At 51.5% G+C, this 19,744-nt stretch carries 17 protein-coding genes; 11 read left to right on the forward strand and 6 right to left on the reverse strand.

The window, feature by feature from the left end; translation table 11 throughout:
- Positions 1 to 13: 13 nt before the first annotated feature.
- The 5 genes from LY85_RS15415 to LY85_RS15435 all read right to left on the reverse strand — a co-directional run bounded on the left by LY85_RS15415 (position 14) and on the right by LY85_RS15435 (position 5,477).
- Positions 14 to 1,012: an ABC transporter permease gene (locus LY85_RS15415; RefSeq protein ID WP_081928190.1), complete on the reverse strand. Its 999-nt coding sequence runs from the start codon at positions 1,010 to 1,012 to the stop codon at positions 14 to 16.
- Between the two features lies 1 nt (position 1,013).
- Positions 1,014 to 2,516: a sugar ABC transporter ATP-binding protein gene (locus LY85_RS15420; RefSeq protein WP_141827355.1), complete on the reverse strand. Its 1,503-nt coding sequence runs from the start codon at positions 2,514 to 2,516 to the stop codon at positions 1,014 to 1,016.
- A gap of 148 nt (positions 2,517 to 2,664) precedes the next feature.
- Positions 2,665 to 3,651, reverse strand: a complete 987-nt coding sequence (locus tag LY85_RS15425) for a substrate-binding domain-containing protein (RefSeq protein ID WP_170949879.1) — start codon at positions 3,649 to 3,651, stop codon at positions 2,665 to 2,667.
- Positions 3,652 to 3,727: 76 nt separating this feature from the next.
- On the reverse strand, positions 3,728 to 4,486 hold the full coding sequence (locus LY85_RS15430; protein WP_141827356.1) for an SDR family oxidoreductase: 759 nt from the start codon (positions 4,484 to 4,486) through the stop codon (positions 3,728 to 3,730).
- A 19-nt stretch (positions 4,487 to 4,505) separates the two neighbouring features.
- The gene (locus LY85_RS15435) at positions 4,506 to 5,477 is read right to left on the reverse strand and encodes a C-terminal binding protein (RefSeq protein WP_141827357.1); all 972 of its coding nucleotides are present in this window, start codon (positions 5,475 to 5,477) and stop codon (positions 4,506 to 4,508) included.
- 498 nt (positions 5,478 to 5,975) lie between these two features.
- On the opposite strand from LY85_RS15435, the gene LY85_RS15440 reads away from it, so the two are divergent.
- The 8 genes from LY85_RS15440 (at position 5,976) to LY85_RS15475 (ending at position 13,773) form a co-directional block, all read left to right on the forward strand.
- The gene (locus LY85_RS15440) at positions 5,976 to 6,665 is read left to right on the forward strand and encodes a GntR family transcriptional regulator (RefSeq protein ID WP_052010449.1); all 690 of its coding nucleotides are present in this window, start codon (positions 5,976 to 5,978) and stop codon (positions 6,663 to 6,665) included.
- A gap of 80 nt (positions 6,666 to 6,745) precedes the next feature.
- Positions 6,746 to 7,687: a sugar kinase gene (locus LY85_RS15445; protein WP_141827359.1), complete on the forward strand. Its 942-nt coding sequence runs from the start codon at positions 6,746 to 6,748 to the stop codon at positions 7,685 to 7,687.
- Positions 7,688 to 7,716: 29 nt separating this feature from the next.
- The gene (locus LY85_RS15450; protein ID WP_141827360.1) at positions 7,717 to 8,679 is read left to right on the forward strand and encodes a bifunctional 4-hydroxy-2-oxoglutarate aldolase/2-dehydro-3-deoxy-phosphogluconate aldolase; all 963 of its coding nucleotides are present in this window, start codon (positions 7,717 to 7,719) and stop codon (positions 8,677 to 8,679) included.
- 261 nt (positions 8,680 to 8,940) lie between these two features.
- The gene (locus LY85_RS15455) at positions 8,941 to 9,198 is read left to right on the forward strand and encodes an HPr family phosphocarrier protein (RefSeq protein ID WP_141827361.1); all 258 of its coding nucleotides are present in this window, start codon (positions 8,941 to 8,943) and stop codon (positions 9,196 to 9,198) included.
- 285 nt (positions 9,199 to 9,483) lie between these two features.
- Entirely contained in the window at positions 9,484 to 11,409 is a 1,926-nt protein-coding gene (locus LY85_RS15460; RefSeq protein ID WP_185741243.1) for a PTS sugar transporter subunit IIA, read from the forward strand.
- A gap of 80 nt (positions 11,410 to 11,489) precedes the next feature.
- Positions 11,490 to 11,777, forward strand: coding sequence for a PTS sugar transporter subunit IIB (locus LY85_RS15465; protein ID WP_141827363.1), 288 nt, complete (start codon positions 11,490 to 11,492; stop codon positions 11,775 to 11,777).
- Complete coding sequence (locus LY85_RS15470; protein ID WP_243122584.1) at positions 11,774 to 13,030, forward strand: PTS ascorbate transporter subunit IIC; 1,257 nt, start codon at positions 11,774 to 11,776, stop codon at positions 13,028 to 13,030. Before LY85_RS15465 ends, LY85_RS15470 begins: the two co-directional genes overlap by 4 nt.
- 2 nt (positions 13,031 to 13,032) lie before the next feature.
- On the forward strand, positions 13,033 to 13,773 hold the full coding sequence (locus tag LY85_RS15475; RefSeq protein WP_141827364.1) for an SIS domain-containing protein: 741 nt from the start codon (positions 13,033 to 13,035) through the stop codon (positions 13,771 to 13,773).
- A 282-nt stretch (positions 13,774 to 14,055) separates the two neighbouring features.
- Here LY85_RS15475 and LY85_RS15480 read toward each other — a convergent pair whose 3' ends face one another.
- Positions 14,056 to 15,468 (reverse strand): phosphoglucomutase/phosphomannomutase family protein, encoded by a 1,413-nt coding sequence (locus LY85_RS15480; protein ID WP_141827365.1) that lies wholly within the window; start codon positions 15,466 to 15,468, stop codon positions 14,056 to 14,058.
- Positions 15,469 to 15,715: 247 nt separating this feature from the next.
- On the opposite strand from LY85_RS15480, the gene LY85_RS15485 reads away from it, so the two are divergent.
- From LY85_RS15485 to LY85_RS15495, 3 genes are all read left to right on the forward strand, one after another.
- The gene (locus LY85_RS15485) at positions 15,716 to 16,771 is read left to right on the forward strand and encodes an ABC transporter substrate-binding protein (protein WP_141827366.1); all 1,056 of its coding nucleotides are present in this window, start codon (positions 15,716 to 15,718) and stop codon (positions 16,769 to 16,771) included.
- A gap of 174 nt (positions 16,772 to 16,945) precedes the next feature.
- Complete coding sequence (locus tag LY85_RS15490; protein WP_141828161.1) at positions 16,946 to 18,031, forward strand: ABC transporter ATP-binding protein; 1,086 nt, start codon at positions 16,946 to 16,948, stop codon at positions 18,029 to 18,031.
- Positions 18,028 to 19,698: an iron ABC transporter permease gene (locus tag LY85_RS15495; RefSeq protein WP_141827367.1), complete on the forward strand. Its 1,671-nt coding sequence runs from the start codon at positions 18,028 to 18,030 to the stop codon at positions 19,696 to 19,698. The genes LY85_RS15490 and LY85_RS15495 overlap by 4 nt, the downstream gene beginning before the upstream one ends.
- Positions 19,699 to 19,744: the final 46 nt, after the last annotated feature.

Here is a 19,744-nt window from a genome sequence, read left to right on the forward strand (position 1 = left end):
CTTGTTCCGTTTCTTATTTTTTCAGGGTACGGGCCTTTTTCAGGAAATCGATATAGACCGCTCCCAAAATGACGCATCCTCTTACAACGAACTGCCAGTAGCTGTTGATGCGGAGAAGATTCATGCCGTTGTTTAACACGCCGATAATCAAAGCGCCGACAACCGTGCCTCCAAGAGTACCGATACCGCCGTTAAAGCTTGTGCCGCCAAGAACCGATGCGGCGATCGCGTCGCGCTCAAAGCCCTCGCCGACGGACGGCTGGCCGGAATAGAGGCGGGCCGCAAGAACCACACCGGCAAGAGCAGCTAAAATACCGCTCATCATGAAAACGCGCATCTGAACCGATTTGGTGTTGACGCCGGCGTATTTCGCGGCTTCCGCGTTTCCGCCCGTGGCGTAAACGTGGCGTCCGAAGCCTGTACGGTTCATAATAAAGAACAGGATGATGAAAACAAAAGCGACCACAAAAACCGGGGTCGGAATTCCGAACAGATCGCCGGTGCCGATCAGGTTAAAGGTTTCGTTGGTGCATTGGGTAGGCTGGCCGCCAGTCACGACGTAGCCGACGCCGCGCACAATAATCTGTGTGGAAAGAGTTACGATAAAGGCCGGGATCGTGGTATGTGAAATGACATACCCGTTGAAGAGTCCGAGCAGCGCACCGAAAGCGAGCGCGCTCACAATACATACCGGCAGCGGCAGACCGGCGTTTGCCAGACGTACCGTGATAACGCCGGAAGCGGCGGCACACGAACCGACGGACAAATCAATTCCGCCGCAGATCAGGACACAGGTAATTCCGAATGCGATTAAAACGTTTACACAGGACTGCCGCAGCAAGCTCAGCAGATTTGTAGAAACAAGGAAAGTATTTGTAGTGATGGAAAGCGCGATGCACAGCCCCAGCACCGCAGCAATAGCAGCCAGATTGCGTCTCAGCCAGTTTACTGCTACGTTTCCCGCCGCGCTGCCTTTCAATGCCGCGGATTCCGAATGGTTAGTATTACCCATTTTATTTGTTTCCTCCTTCCACTGCGTAGGACATGATAATCTCCTGAGAGATTTCGTCTACATCAGGGTCTAATATTTTAACAAGTCTGCCTTCGCTCATAACCGCAATACGACTGGAGTTATTAATGATCTCAGGCAATTCGGACGAGATCATGATAATAGATACCCCTTCTTTGCTCAGGTCGCTCATCAGCTTGTAGATTTCCGCCTTTGCGCCAACGTCGATGCCGCGGGTAGGTTCATCCAGGATCAGAACCTTTGGCTTAGACGCCAGCCATTTTGAAATGACAACCTTCTGCTGGTTACCGCCGGACAGCTCGCCCACCAGCTGATTGACGGATGCCATGCGTATCGAAAGTTTATTCTGATATGTGGAGATCAAATTCGCTTCTTTTTTACGATTGATTCTGAGATTATGGATAAATTCTTTCAAAACCTGAAAAGTAAGGTTCACCGCGATGCTGTGGCCCAAAAAGAGTCCCTGTCCTTTACGGTCTTCGGGAACCAGCGCGATGCCCGCGCGAATTGCTTCCGTCGGATTGGAGATCGATACTTTTTTCCCCTCGATCCATACTTCGCCGGAGTGGATTTTATCGATTCCGAACAGTGCGAGAGCCGTTTCCGTCCGACCCGCGCCCACGAGTCCGGCAAAGCCCAGGACCTCGCCTTTTTTCAGGTCGAAGCTGACATCCTTCACGGCCCTGCTGCACAGCCCTTTTACCTGCATCAGCGTCTCGCCGCCCACAGCGCGCTCCTGTCCGTAGATCTCGTCGAACTTGCGGCCGACCATCATGCTGATCAGCTCTTTTTCAGTTGCTTCCGCCGTGTTTTTCGTACCGATAAATTTACCGTCACGCAGCACGGTGACCGTGTCGCAGACAAGGAAGGTTTCTTCCATACGGTGTGAAATGTATATGATGGCTACGTTCTTTTCCTTCAGCATTTTTACCTGCCGGAAAAGGTCCTCTACCTCGGCGTTGGCCAGCGAAGCGGTAGGCTCGTCCATAATAATCACTTTTGCGTTTTCATTGATGGCGCGCGCGATTTCCAGCATCTGCTGCTTGGCGATCGACAGGCCCGTGACCAGACGGTTTGTCGGCAGATCGATTCCCATCAGGTCCAGCGCGGCGCGGGTTTCGCGGTGCATTCTGCGCTGGTCGATCAGCCCCGCTTTTGTCTTGGGTTCCTTGCCAAGGAAAAAGTTTTCAGCGATTGTCATACTGGGAACATTGCTGATTTCCTGATGGATAAAGCTGATGCCGTAACGGCGGGCGTCATCCACAGTATTGATCTGCACCGTTTCTCCGCCTATTTTGATATCGCCTTGATCGGCATGGTAAATACCGCCGAGAATCTTCATCAAAGTGGATTTTCCGGCACCGTTTTCCCCCATCAAAGCACGTACTTCCCCCGGTTTAATGGAGATCGATACGTCATCCAGAACTTTGTTGGAGCCAAATGACTTAAAAATGTTATTCATCTCAAGGGTATACTCACTTGGCATTGAATCACTTCCTTTTACTGCTTGCCGCCTGAAAGACGGCATTTACTTTGGAAACAGGCAAATGAATTTCACAAATTAGTTGCGTAACCGGTCACCAATCCGCGAAAAGGTGACCGATCACACTCAGACTCTCATCGAAAATCGTTTTTTATTTGTCTACGTTGCTGGCGTCGATAATGGACATCGGCATAATGACGTTTGCTTCCACTTTTTGGCCGGCGATGAGCTTGTATGCGGTTCCCACTGTGGTGCTGCCGATACCGGTCGGGTCCTGAGCGGCGGAAGCGACCATTTCGCCCGCACGGATAAAGCCTTTTCCTTCATCGGAACCGTCGACGGACACAACCTTGACATCCTTGATTTTTCCCGCTTCCTTCAGTGCCGAGATAGCGCCGCGGGCGGTAGGATCGTTAATGGTGAAAACGCCGTCAAGATCCGGATAAGCATTGATAAAGTCGACCATGATCGGCTGGGAATAGTCTGCGGTTGCTTTTTCCACGTCCTTGCTCTGAAGGATCTTGATGTCGGGGTAGTTTGCTTTGATTTCGTCTTCGAAACCCTTTTGACGTGCGTGGCAGGTTGTTGTTGTGCTGAAAGTGATTTCAACGACATTACCCTTGTTGTTCAGCGCTTTTGCCAGGGCCTGTGCGCACATATGTCCGGATGCCTCGTTGTCGGAAACGATCGTGCTGGCGACCAGCTCGGGGTTTTTAACGCCTACGTTGAAAGCGATGACCGGAACGCCGGCCTTCTGGCAGGTTTCCAGGGTTGCGCGGACGCCGTCCGAATTGATGGGGGACAGGCCGATTACGTTACAGCCCTGGTTGATCAAATCGATTACGTCGTTCATCTGCTTGTTCTGGTCGCCCTGGGAGTCCATAACCACAAGGCTGTCGTCCGGGCTCTTGAGCGCCTTCTGCATACCTTCTTTGATCTGTACGAAAAATACGTTTGTGAGGTTCGGAACGGAAATACCGAGTTTGAGCGGTTTGCCGGTAGCTGTGCCCGATGCCGCCGTACTTCCGGCTGCGCTGGCCGCCTCACTGGCCTGTGAAGAGGCCGTGCTGCTGTTTCCGCAGGCCGCCAAAGACAAAACCATAGCCATGACCAGAATAATTGCACCTAATTTTTTCATTTTGAAGCTCCTTTTCATTTTTAGTTTCTCCTCCTTGCAAATTATCATTATAACCGGTAGGACGGTCAATCATAAATCAGCAGCCAAGGTAACCGCCGTCTACCGGAATAATTGCGCCACTAAGATAATCGGATGCATGAGAAGCCAGGAAGATCGTCACGCCCTTGACATCGTCCGGCGTGCCCCAGCGTCGTGCCGGTATACGGTTTGTGATTTCAGCGTTGCGGGTTTCATCCTCGATGATTTTTGTATTCATCTGTGTAGCCATATAACCCGGCGCAATCGCGTTTACATTAATTCCCTCGCGGGCCCATTCGTTGGAGAGCGCTTTGGTGATCTGGGCGACGCCGCCTTTGCTTGCAGCATAGGCCGGAACGGTATAGCCGCCGAAGAAGCTGAGCATGGAAGCGATATTGATGATTTTTCCGCTCTTCTGTTTGATCATTTCGCGTCCCGCAAGCTGGCAGAGCATGAAAACGGCGGACAGGTTGATGTTCAGGACCAAATCCCAGTCTTCCATCGAAAAATCTTCCGACTTGCTGCGGCGCTGAATGCCCGCAGCCGGAACAAGGATGTCGATTTTCCCGCCAAGCTTTTCCAGCGCTTCATGGAACGCGCGGTTCAGTTCGTCACGGTCGCCGAGGTTGGCACGGACGGCGTGGGCTTTGAATCCCCGCTCGCAGAATTCCTTCGCGGCCGTTTCCGTGCCGGCTGAAATGTCGATGATCGCCACTTCGGCGCCCGATTCCATCAAGCCTTCGGCTATTCCGTGGGCCAGACCCGAAGCGGCGCCCGTTACGATCGCTTTTTTTCCCGTTAAATCGAATAAATTCATACTTTTTCCTTCCTTAAAATTACTTTCCGGCTGCTGTGTTGACAACGTTGACCAGGGGCTGATCCAGAGCGCCCCTGGCGGCTTCTTCCGCCACCTTGCGTTCCAGCTCGATTGCGGACTCTTCCGAGTACCAGGCGATATGCGGAGTGGCAAGGAAGTTCGGAAGGCTCAGAAGGGGATTGTCCTTCGCAATCGGTTCCGGACTGAAGACATCGCATGCCGCGCCGGCGATTTCCTTGCTGGAAAGGGAATTGAACAGGTCCTGCTCGTTGATGATGCCGCCGCGGGACACGTTGATGAGATAGGCGCTTTCTTTCATTTTCTTTAACTGCGGGGCCGCAATCAGATCGCGGTTCCCGTCCAGCGGGCAATGTACGGAAATAATGTCGGAACGCTCCAGCAGCTCGTCCAGGCTGACCATTTCCATATAGTCCTTTGTGCGTCCGGCTTTTTGCGCGTATTCATCATAGGCGAGAACCTTCATTCCAAAGGCTTTGGCTCTTTCCGCAAAAGCGGTGCCGATCCGTCCTACGCCGATCACGCCGACCGTCTGGGTGGATAACCTGTAAATGGGGATCGCTTTCTGGTATTCCCAGACGCCGCTTTTTACATTGTCGTTATTCAGAACAATTTTTCTGGCAAGGGCCAAAGCAAGCGCCATTGCATGATCCGCCACTTCGTACATCCCGTAGTCTGGCACATTGCAGACTTTAACGCCGTGCTTTGTGGCAGCCGTCAGATCAACATTATCCACTCCCACGCCGTAACGCACAATCACCTTGAGGTCGGGCAGATTGTCAAACACCTTTTCTGTGAAAGGGGCATACTGGTTAATCACTGACTTGAATCCTACGCATTCACGAATCAGGTCGTCTTCCGTCTTACATTGGAGCCAGGGCGCTTCCAATCCGGCCGCTTTCAGCACTCCGGCTTCTACCGTAATGCTGTCGTGGTCGCAGTCCGTAATCGCCACAAGATTCCGATTGAGCATTCGCTACACTCCTTTTTGAATTTTAAATCTAAAATTTGATTTCGACCTATATTATATAAGCGTGTCGATAATTACGCAATAGTGAAAATTAATGAATAAATTTTACAGATAATAGGTAATTTAACTAAAAAATCGATTAATGCACGCTTGAAATGGCTTTATAATTCGTTAATTTATATAATATAATCAAAAACCGCCTTTTTATTTATATTAAACATTTTGCTGGAAATATAGCAAATAAATACTTGATTTTTATAGAAATTATTTATATAATAGATTTTGAAATTGAATATAATATTTTATATTTGATTGATTACTTAACAACTATTTATAAAATGTCCATGTTTTTTAATGACATTCTGTTCTGTTTGTGATAAAATAAACAAGTTGTTAATCATCGTTATTGTTTTCAGACAGGCTGCCGACAGCCGTTTCAGTCTAAAAGAAATGCGAAAAAAATTGGATGGCTTCTGCGCTGTCGTCCATAGGAGGTCAAGTATGGAAAAGCAACCCCTTTCTTTATTGGAATGGGCTTATGCCCACATCAGGGACCAAATTATGTCCGGCGAAATGGAGCCGGGCAAAAAAGTCGTCGTCAATCAAGTTGCCGAAAGTCTTTCGATCAGCCCCACCCCCGTCAAAGAAGCGATGAACCGTTTGGTGGCGGAGGGGCTGATGGACATGCTGCCCCGGCGGGGCTTTGTTGTAAAACAGTTAAGCATGGACGAAATCCGCAATATTATGGACTGCCGTATTATGATGGAAACTTTTGCGGCGATACCGGCGGCGGAAAATTTTCACGCGCACCCTGAAATTCAGGTAAAAATGCGCGAGGTATTAAGGAAAATGGCGGATGTTCAGGCAAACGACTATGTTACGGCCAACCAGTATGAACAGATTTATCACGGAAGCATTATCCGCCTGACGGAAAACCGGAAGCTGACGGAGCTCTACAATATGCTGATGGGCGTAAGCTTCTCTTTCCTTGTCTATGCTTCCTCCAGGCATCCTATGGAACGGCACGAGGCCGCCCATCAGGAGCACAAGCTGATGTATGAATGTCTGGAAGAGGGAGAGGGCAAAAAGCTGGAGCTCCTGATCCGCACTCATCTGGAAAACACGATGAAGCTTTATGAGACGTTTTTACCGGCTTATACAAAAGAAGATACCAATGTATCCACATTTTGATTCTGCATGTCCTGCCGGCTGCGGTTTGGGCAAATCATGTTCAATATTTCATTGAATTTCAGAAAGGACTTTATTTTAAGATGTCAAAAGGTATTATGCTGATCGGGGAACCAATGGGGCTGTTTATCGCGCAGTCCGAGGGCCGGCTGGAGGATATTCCCGGCTTCTCCTGCGCCGTTGCGGGGGCCGAGTTTAATGTTGCGGTGGGAATGACCAGGCTGGAGCTTTCCGCAAGCTATCTTACAAAACTGGGACGGGACCCTTTCGGGAAACAGATCGTAAAGGCGATGGAACGCAACGGGATCAATACCGATCTGGTTTCCTGGAGCGAGGAGCACAGCACCGGTTTCATGATGAAATCCATGGTTTCCTCCGGTGATCCTGATATCTTTTACTTCCGTAAAAATTCCGCGGCGTCTACTTTAAGCGCCGAAGATATTGCTCAGGTTGACTTTTCAGCCTATCAGTGGGTGCATGTTACCGGAATCCTGCCGGCGCTTTCCCGGTCCACCAGAGAAGCGACGATGTTTTTGCTGGAAAAGGCCCGCGAAAACGGGCTGACCGTTTCCTTCGATCCGAATCTGCGGCCTCAGCTTTGGGCCAGTCAGCAGGAAATGGTACGGGTCCTGAATGAAATAGCGGCAAAAAGCGACATGGTTCTTCCCGGCGATTCGGAGGGCCTGATCCTTACCGGAAGCAGGGACCCGGAAGCCATCGCCGAATTTTACCTGAAGCGGGGAGCGAAAACCGTGGTGGTCAAGCAGGGGGCGAAGGGCGCCTATGCCGCGCGTGCACAGGAACGCTTCTTTGTTCCCGGATTCCCTGTAGAGAAGGTGGTCGACACGGTCGGCGCGGGCGACGGGTTTGCCGTGGGAATCATCAGCGCGTTGATGGAAAACCTGCCGTTGAGGGAGGCGGTGCGCCGCGGAAACGCGATCGGCGCTATTCAGGTCATGTCCCGCGGCGACAATGAAGGACTGCCGACCAGGGAGCAGCTGCAGCATTTTATGCAGGCAAAATAAAATATTTACAATAAAGAGAGGGACCGATCATGAAGAACCTGATGGATATTATCACGGGCGCCGCCCTGGTGCCGGTGGTTGTTATTGACGACCATACCAAATCCGCAGATTTGGGAAAGGCGCTGTGCGCGGGGGGGATTCCCGTGGCCGAGATTACCTTCCGCACGGATTCCGCACGGCAGGCAGTGCGGGAAATGGCTGAAAAGGTGCCGGAAATCACCGTCGGAGCCGGTACCATCCATACGGTAGAGCAGGCGAGGAGTGCTGTGGACGCCGGGGCAAAATTTATCGTGACGCCGGGTTTTATCCCCGCCGTTGTGGAGTGGTGCCTGGAAAACGATATTCCGGTTATCCCCGGCTGCTCCAGTGCGACCGATCTGGAAGCGGCTCTCCGCTTTGGCCTGGATACCGTTAAGTTTTTCCCGGCAGAGGCCAGCGGCGGGATCAATGCGCTGAAATCATTCGCGGGTCCTTACAAAGGGCTCCGGTTTATCCCCACAGGCGGAATCAATGAAAACAATGTGCAGGAATATCTTTCCCTTTCCAACGTAGCCGCATGCGGCGGTTCCTGGATGGTGCCGAAAGATTTGGTAGAAGCGGGAGATTTCAGCCGGATCGTCAGCCTGTGCAAGGAAGCCGTGCGCAGGGCCTTCGGGTTTGAACTGCTGCATGTCGGCGTCAATACCAAGGATGCTCAGGACGCGTCCAACGTGGCGAACAGCTTTGCCGGCCTTCTTTCCATTCCGGTCATGGAGTTCCCGGGCGCTTATTTTGCCGGGAGCATGTTTGAAATTGTGAAGGGTCCGTTCCTGGGCGAAAACGGGCATATTGCCATTCAGACCAACGACATCGAGCGCGCGGTCCATCATTTTGAGTGCATGGGAGCAGAGCTGGACAAAGGTTCGGCGGTGCGCGACGAAAACGGCGGGCTGATCGCGATTTACTTTAAACAGACGATCGGCGGCTTTGCCATCCATTTGAGAAGGAAGTAAGCTGTTCGTGGCCGACAGGGATTCCGGCTCACGGCCGGGATCATCCATTCCCTGAATCATTGATAGAAGGACCTCCTGACGCAGGATGAATGCGTCAGGAGGTCCTTTGTGCGGGAAGGGAAATCGCTCGCCGGCCAGAGCGGGTCCGGTCGACTTGTGCAAAAGGTGTGCAGAGAAATGGTTGTTGCAAAGGCTCCGATTTATGCTATGATAAAAAAACGGAAGAATAAAGAGATCGCCGTCATAGACAGGAGGATATCAATGAAAAAATTCAGCTACACAATAAAGGACCCGGAGGGAATCCACGCACGGCCCGCGGGGCTGTTGGTTAAACAGGCCGCGCAGTACACTTCTTCGGTGAAAATCGGTAAGGGAAACAATCTGGCGGATGCCGGGAAGATTTTCTCGGTTATGGGCTTAGCCGCCAAGCAGGGAGAGACCGTTACCGTTGTGGTAGAGGGTCCGGACGAGGAGCAGGCCGCGGAACAGATCAGGAAATTTTTTGAGCAGAACCTTTAGTGGAAACCGCCGTAAAGGCGGTTTTTGTTTTATCACAGGAGTGGGATGAGGCGCCCCGGCCAAGGGCACTCTGCGCAAATCCGCCGATTTCTTCAGGCGGTTTATAAACGGTATGAGGGCTGGCGGCTGTTTCATAAAATGATACGGGAAACAGAACATTTGCTTTGCCTGTTCACAGCGTTTGTGCAAAAGATGTGCAATAGTTTGGTATTGTAGTTTGTTGTCAGTAAATTATAATGAAAAAAAGGGTACACAATTGCAACTTGTGTTATGGAAAGAAAAATTATGAAAAACAGAGAGAACAGCATTCTGAGCTTTATTTTTTACAATGGCGGAGCGGGCCTGCAGGAGCTTCTGGACCGGTTCGGGATTTCCAAACGCACGCTGTACTATGATATTGAAAATATCAATGAGCAGATCAAAAGCTGGGGGAAAATACGGAGAATCGGACAGAAATTCAACTGTATCGGCAACTACAACATGCTGCGCAGGTTTATCAGCGGGGCCGGTTCTCTGGACCCCTACGCGGTCTACAGCAGAAGAAACTATATTCTGGGAAGAATTCTGGACGACCAGCCCTTTACCCTTGAAAAGCTGGCTGAAGAAATGGGCATCAGCAAAAACACCTGTATCAGCGATATGGAGGCCGTAAAGCTGCTGCTGAAGGAAAAGGGACTTTTGTTTCATACAAAGCCGCGCTTTTCGATTTTGGGTAATGAAATAAAGATACGGGAGCTCTACCTGTCGCTCATGCAGGAAAATGTAGACCTGATTCACCAGATTTCACAGCCGGTTGTGAACTTTGACCGGGAGCAAAACCTGCAGCTGACGGATTATTCCTTGGGCAACCTTTCCGCGTTCCTCGCATTTGTGAAACAGAGGATCGCTCAGGGACGGTTTGTGCAGACGGGGGACGATTTCTCCGAAGCGGAGCAATTTCCTTACTGCGAGGCTCTTTCCGGACTGCTCGGGACCGACGATCCGCAGGAGCGGCAGTATCTTGCGGCCTATGTTGCTTCTCTTCCCAGCAGGAACCATCAGGTGGACGACAGCAGGATCGAACGATATGTCGATCGGCTGATTGAAAAATTTGAATCCAAAACCGCGATTACGCTGGAATCCAAGGAGGAGTTTAAAAGCAATATCAAACGCCATCTGCTTTCGTCTTATTATCGTATCCGTTTTCATTTTCCAGTCAACAATCCCTGCCTGGAGGAAATCAGCCTGCGGCACGGTGCGCTTTATAAGATTATTCGCTCCGTTGTAACGGAGGGCGGGGAAGAATTTCCGGAACTGAGCAGCATGAGTGATGAGGAAATCGGATTTCTCACGGCCTATTTTGGCGGATATCTTTCCGGAAGCCGGAGCAGCGGGGTGCGCAGAAACAGGGTGCTGCTGGTTTGCCCCAACGGCCTGATGGTGTCAAAAACGCTGAAAATACAGCTTTATAAGTATATTCCCGCAGTGGAGGTGGTCGATACCATCGCCATGAGCAGCTTGCCCGGCTATACCGGCGATTACGATTACATTATTTCCACCATTGAACTTCCGGACTATTCAAACGTGATGGTCGTCAATCCGATTCTTACCAAAATGGATATCCAGCTTATTATGAACAAATTGCTGGATTTTTCAGGTTTTGCCTATACGTTTGACATTGAGCTGCTCATTCATGTGATTCGCAAAAGCGCGGATATTTTCGAGGAAGACCAGCTCCGCCGCGATCTGGGCACGCTGATGTACCAGAAGACACAAGAAAACAAGGAGGAAAAAAATCCTGTGCTGAAAGACCTCATCTATGGAAACAGAATTCATATTGTACAACATGTAAAGAATTGGCAGGAAGCGATTACACTCGCGGCCCAGCCGTTGGTGGAGGACCATTCCATTGAACCGTCCTATGTGGAAGCCATGATCGAAAGCGTAAACCGGTTTGGGCCGTACATTGTGCTGGACGAGTACTTTGCACTTCCCCATGCGAAATTGAAAGGCGGTGTAAACCGTCTTTCCATGTCCCTGCTTGTTGTCAGGGACGAAGTGGATGTGCTCGGTCAGCCGGTGAATGTGTTTTTGGTGCTGGCGACGGTGGATTCTTCGTCCCACCTGGACGCGCTGGCGAACCTGTCCGATATCCTCAGCGAACGAAAAAATCTGCAGGTGTTTCGTTTGGGGGATCAGGAGGAGATTCTGGATCTTCTCCGGAGATATTAAAAATCCTGCGGGGTATTTCCATTGTTTGTACCCGTTCAGTCGACGGTTATACAGGGAGTCCAAAGTGAGGAGGTGATAATATGAAGATTTTAGCGGTTTGCGGATTTGGCTGCGGATCATCCATGATATTGAAAATGAGCCTGGATAAAGTGTGTAAACAGTTGGGGATTGCCTGCGAAGTGGAAACAACCGATATCAATTCGGCCCGCGGCGCCCAATGCGATGCGATTTTTACCAGTGCGGAGCTGGCAGGAGAACTGAAAAGCTCCTGCACCGTGCCCATATACAGTGTGAAAAAGTATATGGATTTAACGGAAGTCAAAGAAGTGCTTGAGAAGTTTTTGAGTGATACTAAGGGGGTATTATGATGATGGATTTTATTACAACAAACATTCTGCGCAACCCTCCCGTCCTGCTGGGGCTGATCGCCATGCTGGGACTGATCCTTCAAAAAAAGGAATTCACGGAGGTGGTAAAGGGGACCCTGCTTGCGGCGTTCGGCATGCTGATTCTGAACGCGGGTGTTTCCATGCTGGTCAGTTCCATTTCACCGATCAATGCGGCGTTTCAGTCGCTTTCCGGCTCCGGCGCGGCGGAAGGGCTCAATGACGTTACTTTCACCGGTACCTATGGCGGAGATGTCGGCTTGTCCATGTTCGTCGGCCTGATCCTGCATCTGCTGATTGCAAGGTTCACGCCGATCAAGACCATCTTCCTTACCGGTCACATGCTGTGGTGGTTCCCGTTCATCTTTGTAGCGGCGGGTGTGGAAGCAGGCCTGAAAGGCCCCATGCTGATTGCCGTCAGCGCGGTTTTTTCCGCTCTCTACTGGTCCGTAATGCCGTGGCTGCTTCGCAAATATGTCTTTGCCGTCACCGGCGACGAATCCTTTACGCTTGGCCATCCGACCGGCGTTTTGAGTTTGATTTCCGGTTTTGTCGCGAGCAAAGTGGGAAATAAGGACAAGTCCACGGAAAGTCTTACCCTTCCCAAAGGACTTTCTTTCTTCCGTGAAATTTCCATTACCGGCGCAGTCGTCATCTTCATTATGTTCATTGCCGTCGGGATTGCAGTACCCTCCTCGGTTGCGAAAGACCAGAACCTGTTTATGGTTTCCGTCAATCAGGGGCTGAACTTCGGTGCGGGGCTCATCATCATGCTGCAGGGCGTACGTATGCTGATCAACCAGATCGTTCCGGCGTTCAAGGGCATTTCTGAAAAGCTGGTTCCAAATGCGCTGCCGGCCTTTGACTGCCCGATCATTTTCAATTATAAGCCGAACGCCGTGCTGATTGGTTTTGTAACCGCAATGGTTACTTCTACGATTATCGTGCTGATCTGCAATTCGGCGAATGCCTTCCATTTGATGCTGATCCCGCTGGTCATTACCTCCTTCTTTGAGTGCGGTGCGGCGGCTGTCATCGGCGAGGGGCAGGGCGGCCTGCGCGGCTGCGTGGTTGGAACTGCGGTGGCGGCGGTCGTCATGGTTGTTCTGGTAGGCGTTTCCGCGGTTATGTATTCCGGTACCATCCAGAATTGGATGCTCATATTCGGCGGCAACGATCTTTCACTCTTCGGGATTATCGCAAATCTGATCGATAAGCTTCTGGCGGTGGTCTGAGCATGGAATTTCTATATTTTTCAGAAATCCGCAGGCTGCTTGATCAGGTCGAAAAAACGGAGTCGAAATCCATGGAAGCCGCTGTCGGTGCGTTGGTAAAAGCCATTCTGGACAAACACGCGATCTATGTGTTCGGGGCGAGCCATGCGGGGATTCTGACGCAGGAAATGTTCTACCGGGCCGGCGGACTGGTGGTCGTCAACCCGATCTTCGGCAGAGAGGTAATGCTGGATACTTCTCCTGTTACTCACACCAGTAAAATGGAGCGGCTGCCGGGATACGGTACGCTTCTTGCTCAAAAGACATGTATCGGGAACGGAGATGTGCTGATCGTTCATTCCGTTTCCGGCAGGAACCCCGTCACCATCGAGGTGGCTATGGAAGCGAAGAAAAGGGGCGCCTGTGTGATCTGCATCACGAATCTCAGCTATTCCCAATCCGTCACGTCGCGGTATCCTTCCGGAAAAAAGCTGTATGAGGTCAGCGATATTGTAATTGACAACCATGGGGAAAAGGGAGACGCGTGCGTAAAAATTAAAGGAATAGAGCAGAAGGTAAGCCCAACGTCCACGGTGATCGGAGCGTCTGTCCTCAATGCCGTTGTTGCGGCTGCCGCGCAGGCGCTGGCGGATACAGGGCTGGAGATCCTGCCGATTTTTTACAGCGCCAATGTGGACGGCGGCGATGAACGGAACCGCAGGGTCTATGAGGAGTATAAGGACAACATTCATTACAGCTTCTGAGTACATACAGCATTTCCAGTTGATTCTGCAACAAGGTTGTGTTCTTCCCCCGCCGAAGGCGGGGGAAGAACGTGTTTTGTCTCGCAAACTGAAATGGAATTGCTATCGTTACGGCTGACTGAAAGGCCGGACCTGGCGCCGCTCATTCCTATTGTTCCAGTGACAAAGAGAAGGCGTTTCGGAATTATTTCAACAGAATCTACAGCCAGGCAGAATCATCAACAATTTGGGCGGCCGGAATTTCCGGCCGCCCAAATTGTTGATGTCTTTTTAAAGGCAGATTTACAGTCCCAGAAAATCGCGGAATACCCGGCTGATGCGCGCAGCTTCCGTCGCATTTTCCATTTCGCTGAAAATGCGGAGCACCGGTTCTGTTCCTGAAAAACGGCAGATAATCCATCCTCCGTTTTTAAAATATACCTTGCACCCGTCCATGTAGGAGATCCTTTCAATTTCCAGGTCGAACCGCGGCACCTTTTTCTCCTCAAAAAGGAGATGCTGCAATTCTTCCTTGCGTTCGCCGGTCATGCGGCAGTCGAACTCGTCCATGACGAAATTGCCGAACTTTCGGTGGATTTCGTCGAGAATGTCCCGCAAAGATTTGCCGATCACGCTGATCATCTCCACCAGCAGGGAACCGGCATAAACGCCGTCCTTGCCGTGAATATGGCCGCGCACGGTCAGCCCGCCGGAGGACTCGCCGCCGATCAGGGCGTCGGTTTCCTCCATTTTGGCGGAAATATACTTGAAGCCGACCGGAACCTCATGGCAGGCTTCCCCAAAGCTTTCCGCCATCCGGTCGAGACAGTGGGTTGTGGCAATATTACGCACCACAGCGCCCTTCCAGCCTTTATATTCATGCAGGTAATAGTAAAGCAGCACAAGAATATCGTTTGGGTGGATAAAGCTTCCGCTGGAATCGATCAGGCCGATGCGGTCGGCGTCGCCGTCCGTGGCAATGCCAAGATCGTAGCCGTTCTGAACAACCATCTGGGCCAGATGGGACAGTGTCGAGCTGTTCGGGGCGGGAAGCCTTCCGCCAAACAGGGTGTCGTGCCGGTCGTGGATGACCTCCACGCTGCAGCGGCAGGTGAGCAGAATCGTCTGCAGGGTCGTTTTGCTGACTCCGAACATGGGGTCAAGCAGGATTTTCAGATTTTTTCTCTTAATGCCCTCGGTATCAATTACATTCAGAATACTGTCGATATAATGGTTCTGCGGGTCGATCTCCAGAATCAGCCCGCCCGCGGCAGCGTCCTCATATTCCATCGTGCGGATTTTGGCCGGATTCGTCAGGGCGATTTCTTTTTCCAGACGGTCGGTCACTTCTTCCGTCGCGTCCCTTCCGCCGGACGTAAAAAGCTTGACCCCGTTGTATTCAGCAGGGTTATGGCTCGCCGTGACCGCCATCCCGTATGCGGCGGCTTCCTTCAGCACCTGAAACATGATCAGGGGCGTCGGCGCGTCGTGATTGATGAGGTGTACCCTGACGCCCTCGGCCGCAAGGGTGCACGCAATCCACTTTGCCCCGAAGTCGGACAAAAACCGGCGGTCGTATCCAATGACGACCGGAAGGTGTTCGGCATGGTCCTCTTTTATCATTTTCGCCAATGCGGCGGAGAGCAGCTCCAAATTGCTCCGCGTAAAATCCTCTCCGATAATTGCGCGGAATCCGCCGGTACCAAATTTGATCATATGTAATCCCTCCCGTAGAATCTGGGGCTATTCTAGCATTCCGGATTTGCATTTTCAAGCTTGGATGACTGCGAATTGCACAGTTTTGACGTAAAAATATTCCGGATTTAGTGAATATGTTAGAATCCTCTACAAAAGTACAGGATCGTCACATTGTATTTACACGGCCAAGATGCAATAATGAGATCACGACAACGCGGGGCAAGGCCCCCGGAATTCAAATTTTAACGAACTGAGGGGAAGAGTTATGAAGAAGTTTGTCAGCGCACTTTTGGCGGTCACCATGCTCGCCGGCGTGTTAGCCGGATGCGGAAGCACGCAAAGCGCATCGTCACAGGCCAATACGGACGCCAGCCAGGCCGCGGAGCAGACGCCGAATTCCAAGCACGTCACGGTTTATTCGCCGCACCCGGCGGACCCGCTGAACGCGGGAATCAAGGAATTCCAGGAAAAGACCGGAATTACGGTGGACCTTGTCGCCGCGGGAACCGGTGAATTGCTCAAGCGTATCGAGGCCGAAAGCGACAGCCCGCAATGCGATGTGTTCTGGGGCGGCGGAGCGGATTCCCTCGCGGCCTACAGCAAATATTTCGACAAGTTTACGCCCGCCGATATCGACAGCATCGATAAGGAGTATGTCAGCAAGGACGGACTCTGGACCGGAGAATCCCCGCTGCCGATGGTCATTATGTACAATAAAAAGCTGGTCGGGGAAAGCGACGTCCCGAAGGGCTGGGGCGATCTGATCGACGCGAAGTTCAAGGGGAAAATTGCGTACGCGGACCCGGCGAAATCCGGTTCCTCCTACACCATCCTGTGCACGATGCTGACCGCGTTCGGTAAGGACGACGGCAAGGGCTGGGATTTCATTCAGAAGTTTGTCGCCAATCTGGACGGGAAAATTCTCGGCTCCTCCGGCGACGTCTATAAAAAGGTATCCGACGGCGAATACAGCGTCGGCTTGACGCTCGAAAAAGAGGCCATTAAATATGTTCAGGCCGGTGCGGACGTCGGTATCATTTATCCGTCGGAAGGCACCTCCGCGGTTCCGGATGGCATTGCGCTGGTCAAGGGCTGCAAAAACAAGGAAAATGCCGAAACCTTTATGAACTTTGTTCTGAGCAAGGAATGCCAGACCATGATGGCGACCGATTTTGCCAGAAGAGGCGTCAGGCTGGACACTCAGGTTCCGAAGGACCTTCCGGAAATGAAGGACGTAAAGCTGGTAAACTACGACTTTGATTGGGCGTCTTCCCAGAAAACACAGGTCATGGAAAAGTGGAAAGAGGTCATTGTCGGTTAACCGCAGGGCGTCAAAGCGGTTCTGACAGATTCCACGCAAATCAGGAGTCTTTGCGTGCAGGCGTTAAAAGCAGATGAGCGCCTGCACGCTTTCTATCATAAGGCGGTTGGCGGGCGCCTGTTCCTGCTTTTGGAACGCGTAAGCAACAGTGTGAGTTTAAAGGGGTTGAACAGATTGAGCCATGGAGTAAAAATTTGTAATGTGGTGAAGCGGTATGACGATTTTACCGCGGTAAACGATATTTCATGCGATATCCGGCAAGGGGAGTTTTTTACGCTGCTGGGGCCTTCCGGCTGCGGAAAGACCACATTGCTTCGGATGATCGCGGGGTTTAATACGATTGACGGTGGAAAAATTTATTTTGACGACAAAGTAATTAACGATATAGAAGCCTATCAGCGCGATATCGGCATGGTGTTTCAGAATTATGCCATTTTTCCTCATATGACGGTTTTTGACAACGTCGCTTACGGGCTGAAGGCGCGCAAGCTGCCCAAAAGTGAGATTGAGCCGAGGGTAATGGAGGCGCTTGAGCTCGTACAGATCAAGAATCTGAAAGACAGAAAACCCTCCGAGCTGTCCGGCGGCCAGCAGCAGCGCGTCGCCCTTGCCCGGGCGATCGTAATCAAACCGGGCGTTCTTCTGATGGACGAACCGCTTTCCAACCTGGACGCAAAGCTGAGGGTTCAGATGCGCACCATTATCCGCAAGCTGCAAAAGGATCTGAACATCACCACGATTTATGTCACACACGATCAGGAAGAGGCGCTTGCCATTTCGGACCGGATCGCCATTATCAACGCGGGCCGGATCATGCAGATCGACACGCCGTCCACCATTTATAAACAGCCGCAGAATTCTTTTGTCGCGGGATTTATCGGGACCTCCAACTTTATGGAGGGGCAGATCGAGCAGCTTGACCCCGACAAAATCGCGCGCGTGAGGCTGGACGCCGGTTTCGAATTTTCCGTAAAGCTGAAGAAGGGCCTTGAGGGAAGGATCAGGGCTTCGGTCCGCCCGGAGCAGTTCCTTATGGACGACGGGAATGAAGCCGGAATTTCAGGCGAAATCCAGATGTACACCTTCCTCGGCGACTTCGCCAGCTATGAGGTCAAGCTGGAAAACGGTCAGGTCGTACAGGCGAACGAATACACAAAGGATATTGATTTCGTCCGGGATATCGGGCATAAGGTGCGCCTGAGCTTCCGTCCGGAGAAAATCAGCGTGTTCAGCGAAGACGGAACTGAGGTGTTTTCATGAACGCTGAAAGGACTTCCCACAGAAATTTTACGAAATACTTCAATTTCTGGAATCTGGTAAAGTACGGCTCCATGCTGCTGCTGCTGGTGTTTCTGGTCTATCCGTTTTTCTCCGTTATCTTCCACAGCTTTCTCAGCAGCGACGGAAAATTCACTTTCGAATTTTATAAAATTTTCTTTACCAAGCAGTATTATTACCGCACTCTGTGGAACAGCCTCGCGACTTCCGGAATCTCCACCGTTTTTGCGATTATCATCGGCGTTCCGCTCGCTTACATAACCAGCCGCTTCAACGTGTACTGGAAAAAATGCATCAATATGCTGATTATTATGTCCCTGATGTCGCCTCCGTTTATCGGCGCGTATTCCTGGATCATGCTGCTCGGCAGAAACGGCCTGTTTACGAACGCGCTTGCGAAAATCGGCATTATCACTCCGCCGATTTACGGCTTTGGCGGAATCGTTCTGGTGTTTACCCTGAAATTTTTCCCCTATGTTTATTTATACGTTTCGGGGGCCATGTCGAGCATCGACCGCTCTCTGGAGGAAGCGGCCGAAAACCTCGGTTCCAGCAAGCTGAGAAGAGTGATGACGATTACCATGCCGGTGATCATGCCGACGCTTGCGGCAGGCGCGATCATGGCGTTTATGTCGTCACTGGCGGACTTCGGCACGCCCATGCTGATCGGCGAAGGCTACAAGGTCCTTCCCGTCCTCGTATATGAGGAGTACATGAGCGAAATGGGCGGCAACGCCAACATGGCCGGAGCGCTCAGCGTCGTGATCATCTGCTGTTCCACCGCGGTGCTCCTGATTCAGAAATATGTGGTGGCGCGCAAGAATTACGTCATGACCGCGCTCCGCCCCCCGATCGTGGAAGAGCTTTCCCGGGGGAAAAGAATCCTTCTGACCGCGCTTTGCATGTTCGTCGCGTCCGTCGCGTTTTTACCGCAGATCGTTGTGATCTTTACGTCCTTTATCAAGACGAACGGGCCGATCTTTGTGCAGGGCTTCAGTCTGGAAAGCTATGAAAAAATCTTCTACAAGCTGTCCAAGAATATCACGAATACGTTTATGTTCTCCTTTATCGCCATCATCATCATTATTATCTTCGGTATGCTTCTTTCCTACCTTGTCGTGAAAAAGAAGAGCAAAATCAGCAGCACGCTGGATTTGCTGTTGATGTTCCCCTATGTGATCCCCGGCGCCGTGCTCGGCATCAGCATGCTCGTTGCGTTCAACAAGCCCCCGCTCATGCTGTCCGGAACCGCCGTCATTATGATTATCGCCTATGTTATCCGGAAAATGCCTTATACCATCCGTTCCAGCAGCGCGCTGCTGTACCAGATCGACCCCAGCATTGAGGAGGCCTCCATCAACCTCGGCGTATCCCCAATGCGCACCTTCTTTAAAATAACGGCGAGAATGATGGCGCCCGGCGTTTTGTCCGGCGCGATCCTGAGCTGGATTACCACCATCAACGAACTGAGCTCCAGCATTATGCTGTACAGCGGGAAAACCGCGACGATCTCGGTAGCGATCTATACCGAGGTGGTCCGTTCCAGCTTTGGAACCGCCGCGGCGCTGGCGTCCATTCTGACGGTTGCCACCATTTTGTCCCTGCTGCTGTTCAACTGGGTCAGCAAGGGCAGGGTTTCCGTGGTCTGATGAAACGAAAAGGGAGCGGACAGAAACTGTCGGCTCCCCTGTTTTC

The organism is Clostridium sp. KNHs216, from assembly GCF_006714885.1.
In the GTDB taxonomy this organism is placed as follows: Bacteria; Bacillota; Clostridia; order Oscillospirales; family Acutalibacteraceae; genus Caproiciproducens.

Bases quoted from the DNA above. Each gene is read 5' to 3' on its own strand.
- LY85_RS15460 (WP_185741243.1), top strand. From the start codon at position 9,484: ATGAAAAACAGAGAGAACAGCATTCTGAGCTTTATTTTTTACAATGGC.
- LY85_RS15485 (WP_141827366.1), top strand. From the start codon at position 15,716: ATGAAGAAGTTTGTCAGCGCACTTTTGGCGGTCACCATGCTCGCCGGC.
- LY85_RS15425 (WP_170949879.1), bottom strand. From the start codon at position 3,651: ATGAAAAAATTAGGTGCAATTATTCTGGTCATGGCTATGGTTTTGTCT.
- LY85_RS15415 (WP_081928190.1), bottom strand. From the start codon at position 1,012: ATGGGTAATACTAACCATTCGGAATCCGCGGCATTGAAAGGCAGCGCG.
- LY85_RS15445 (WP_141827359.1), top strand. From the start codon at position 6,746: ATGTCAAAAGGTATTATGCTGATCGGGGAACCAATGGGGCTGTTTATC.
- LY85_RS15450 (WP_141827360.1), top strand. From the start codon at position 7,717: ATGAAGAACCTGATGGATATTATCACGGGCGCCGCCCTGGTGCCGGTG.
- LY85_RS15465 (WP_141827363.1), top strand. From the start codon at position 11,490: ATGAAGATTTTAGCGGTTTGCGGATTTGGCTGCGGATCATCCATGATA.
- LY85_RS15495 (WP_141827367.1), top strand. From the start codon at position 18,028: ATGAACGCTGAAAGGACTTCCCACAGAAATTTTACGAAATACTTCAAT.
- LY85_RS15480 (WP_141827365.1), bottom strand. From the start codon at position 15,468: ATGATCAAATTTGGTACCGGCGGATTCCGCGCAATTATCGGAGAGGAT.
- LY85_RS15435 (WP_141827357.1), bottom strand. From the start codon at position 5,477: ATGCTCAATCGGAATCTTGTGGCGATTACGGACTGCGACCACGACAGC.
- LY85_RS15475 (WP_141827364.1), top strand. From the start codon at position 13,033: ATGGAATTTCTATATTTTTCAGAAATCCGCAGGCTGCTTGATCAGGTC.
- LY85_RS15430 (WP_141827356.1), bottom strand. From the start codon at position 4,486: ATGAATTTATTCGATTTAACGGGAAAAAAAGCGATCGTAACGGGCGCC.
- LY85_RS15455 (WP_141827361.1), top strand. From the start codon at position 8,941: ATGAAAAAATTCAGCTACACAATAAAGGACCCGGAGGGAATCCACGCA.
- LY85_RS15470 (WP_243122584.1), top strand. From the start codon at position 11,774: ATGATGATGGATTTTATTACAACAAACATTCTGCGCAACCCTCCCGTC.
- LY85_RS15420 (WP_141827355.1), bottom strand. From the start codon at position 2,516: ATGCCAAGTGAGTATACCCTTGAGATGAATAACATTTTTAAGTCATTT.
- LY85_RS15440 (WP_052010449.1), top strand. From the start codon at position 5,976: ATGGAAAAGCAACCCCTTTCTTTATTGGAATGGGCTTATGCCCACATC.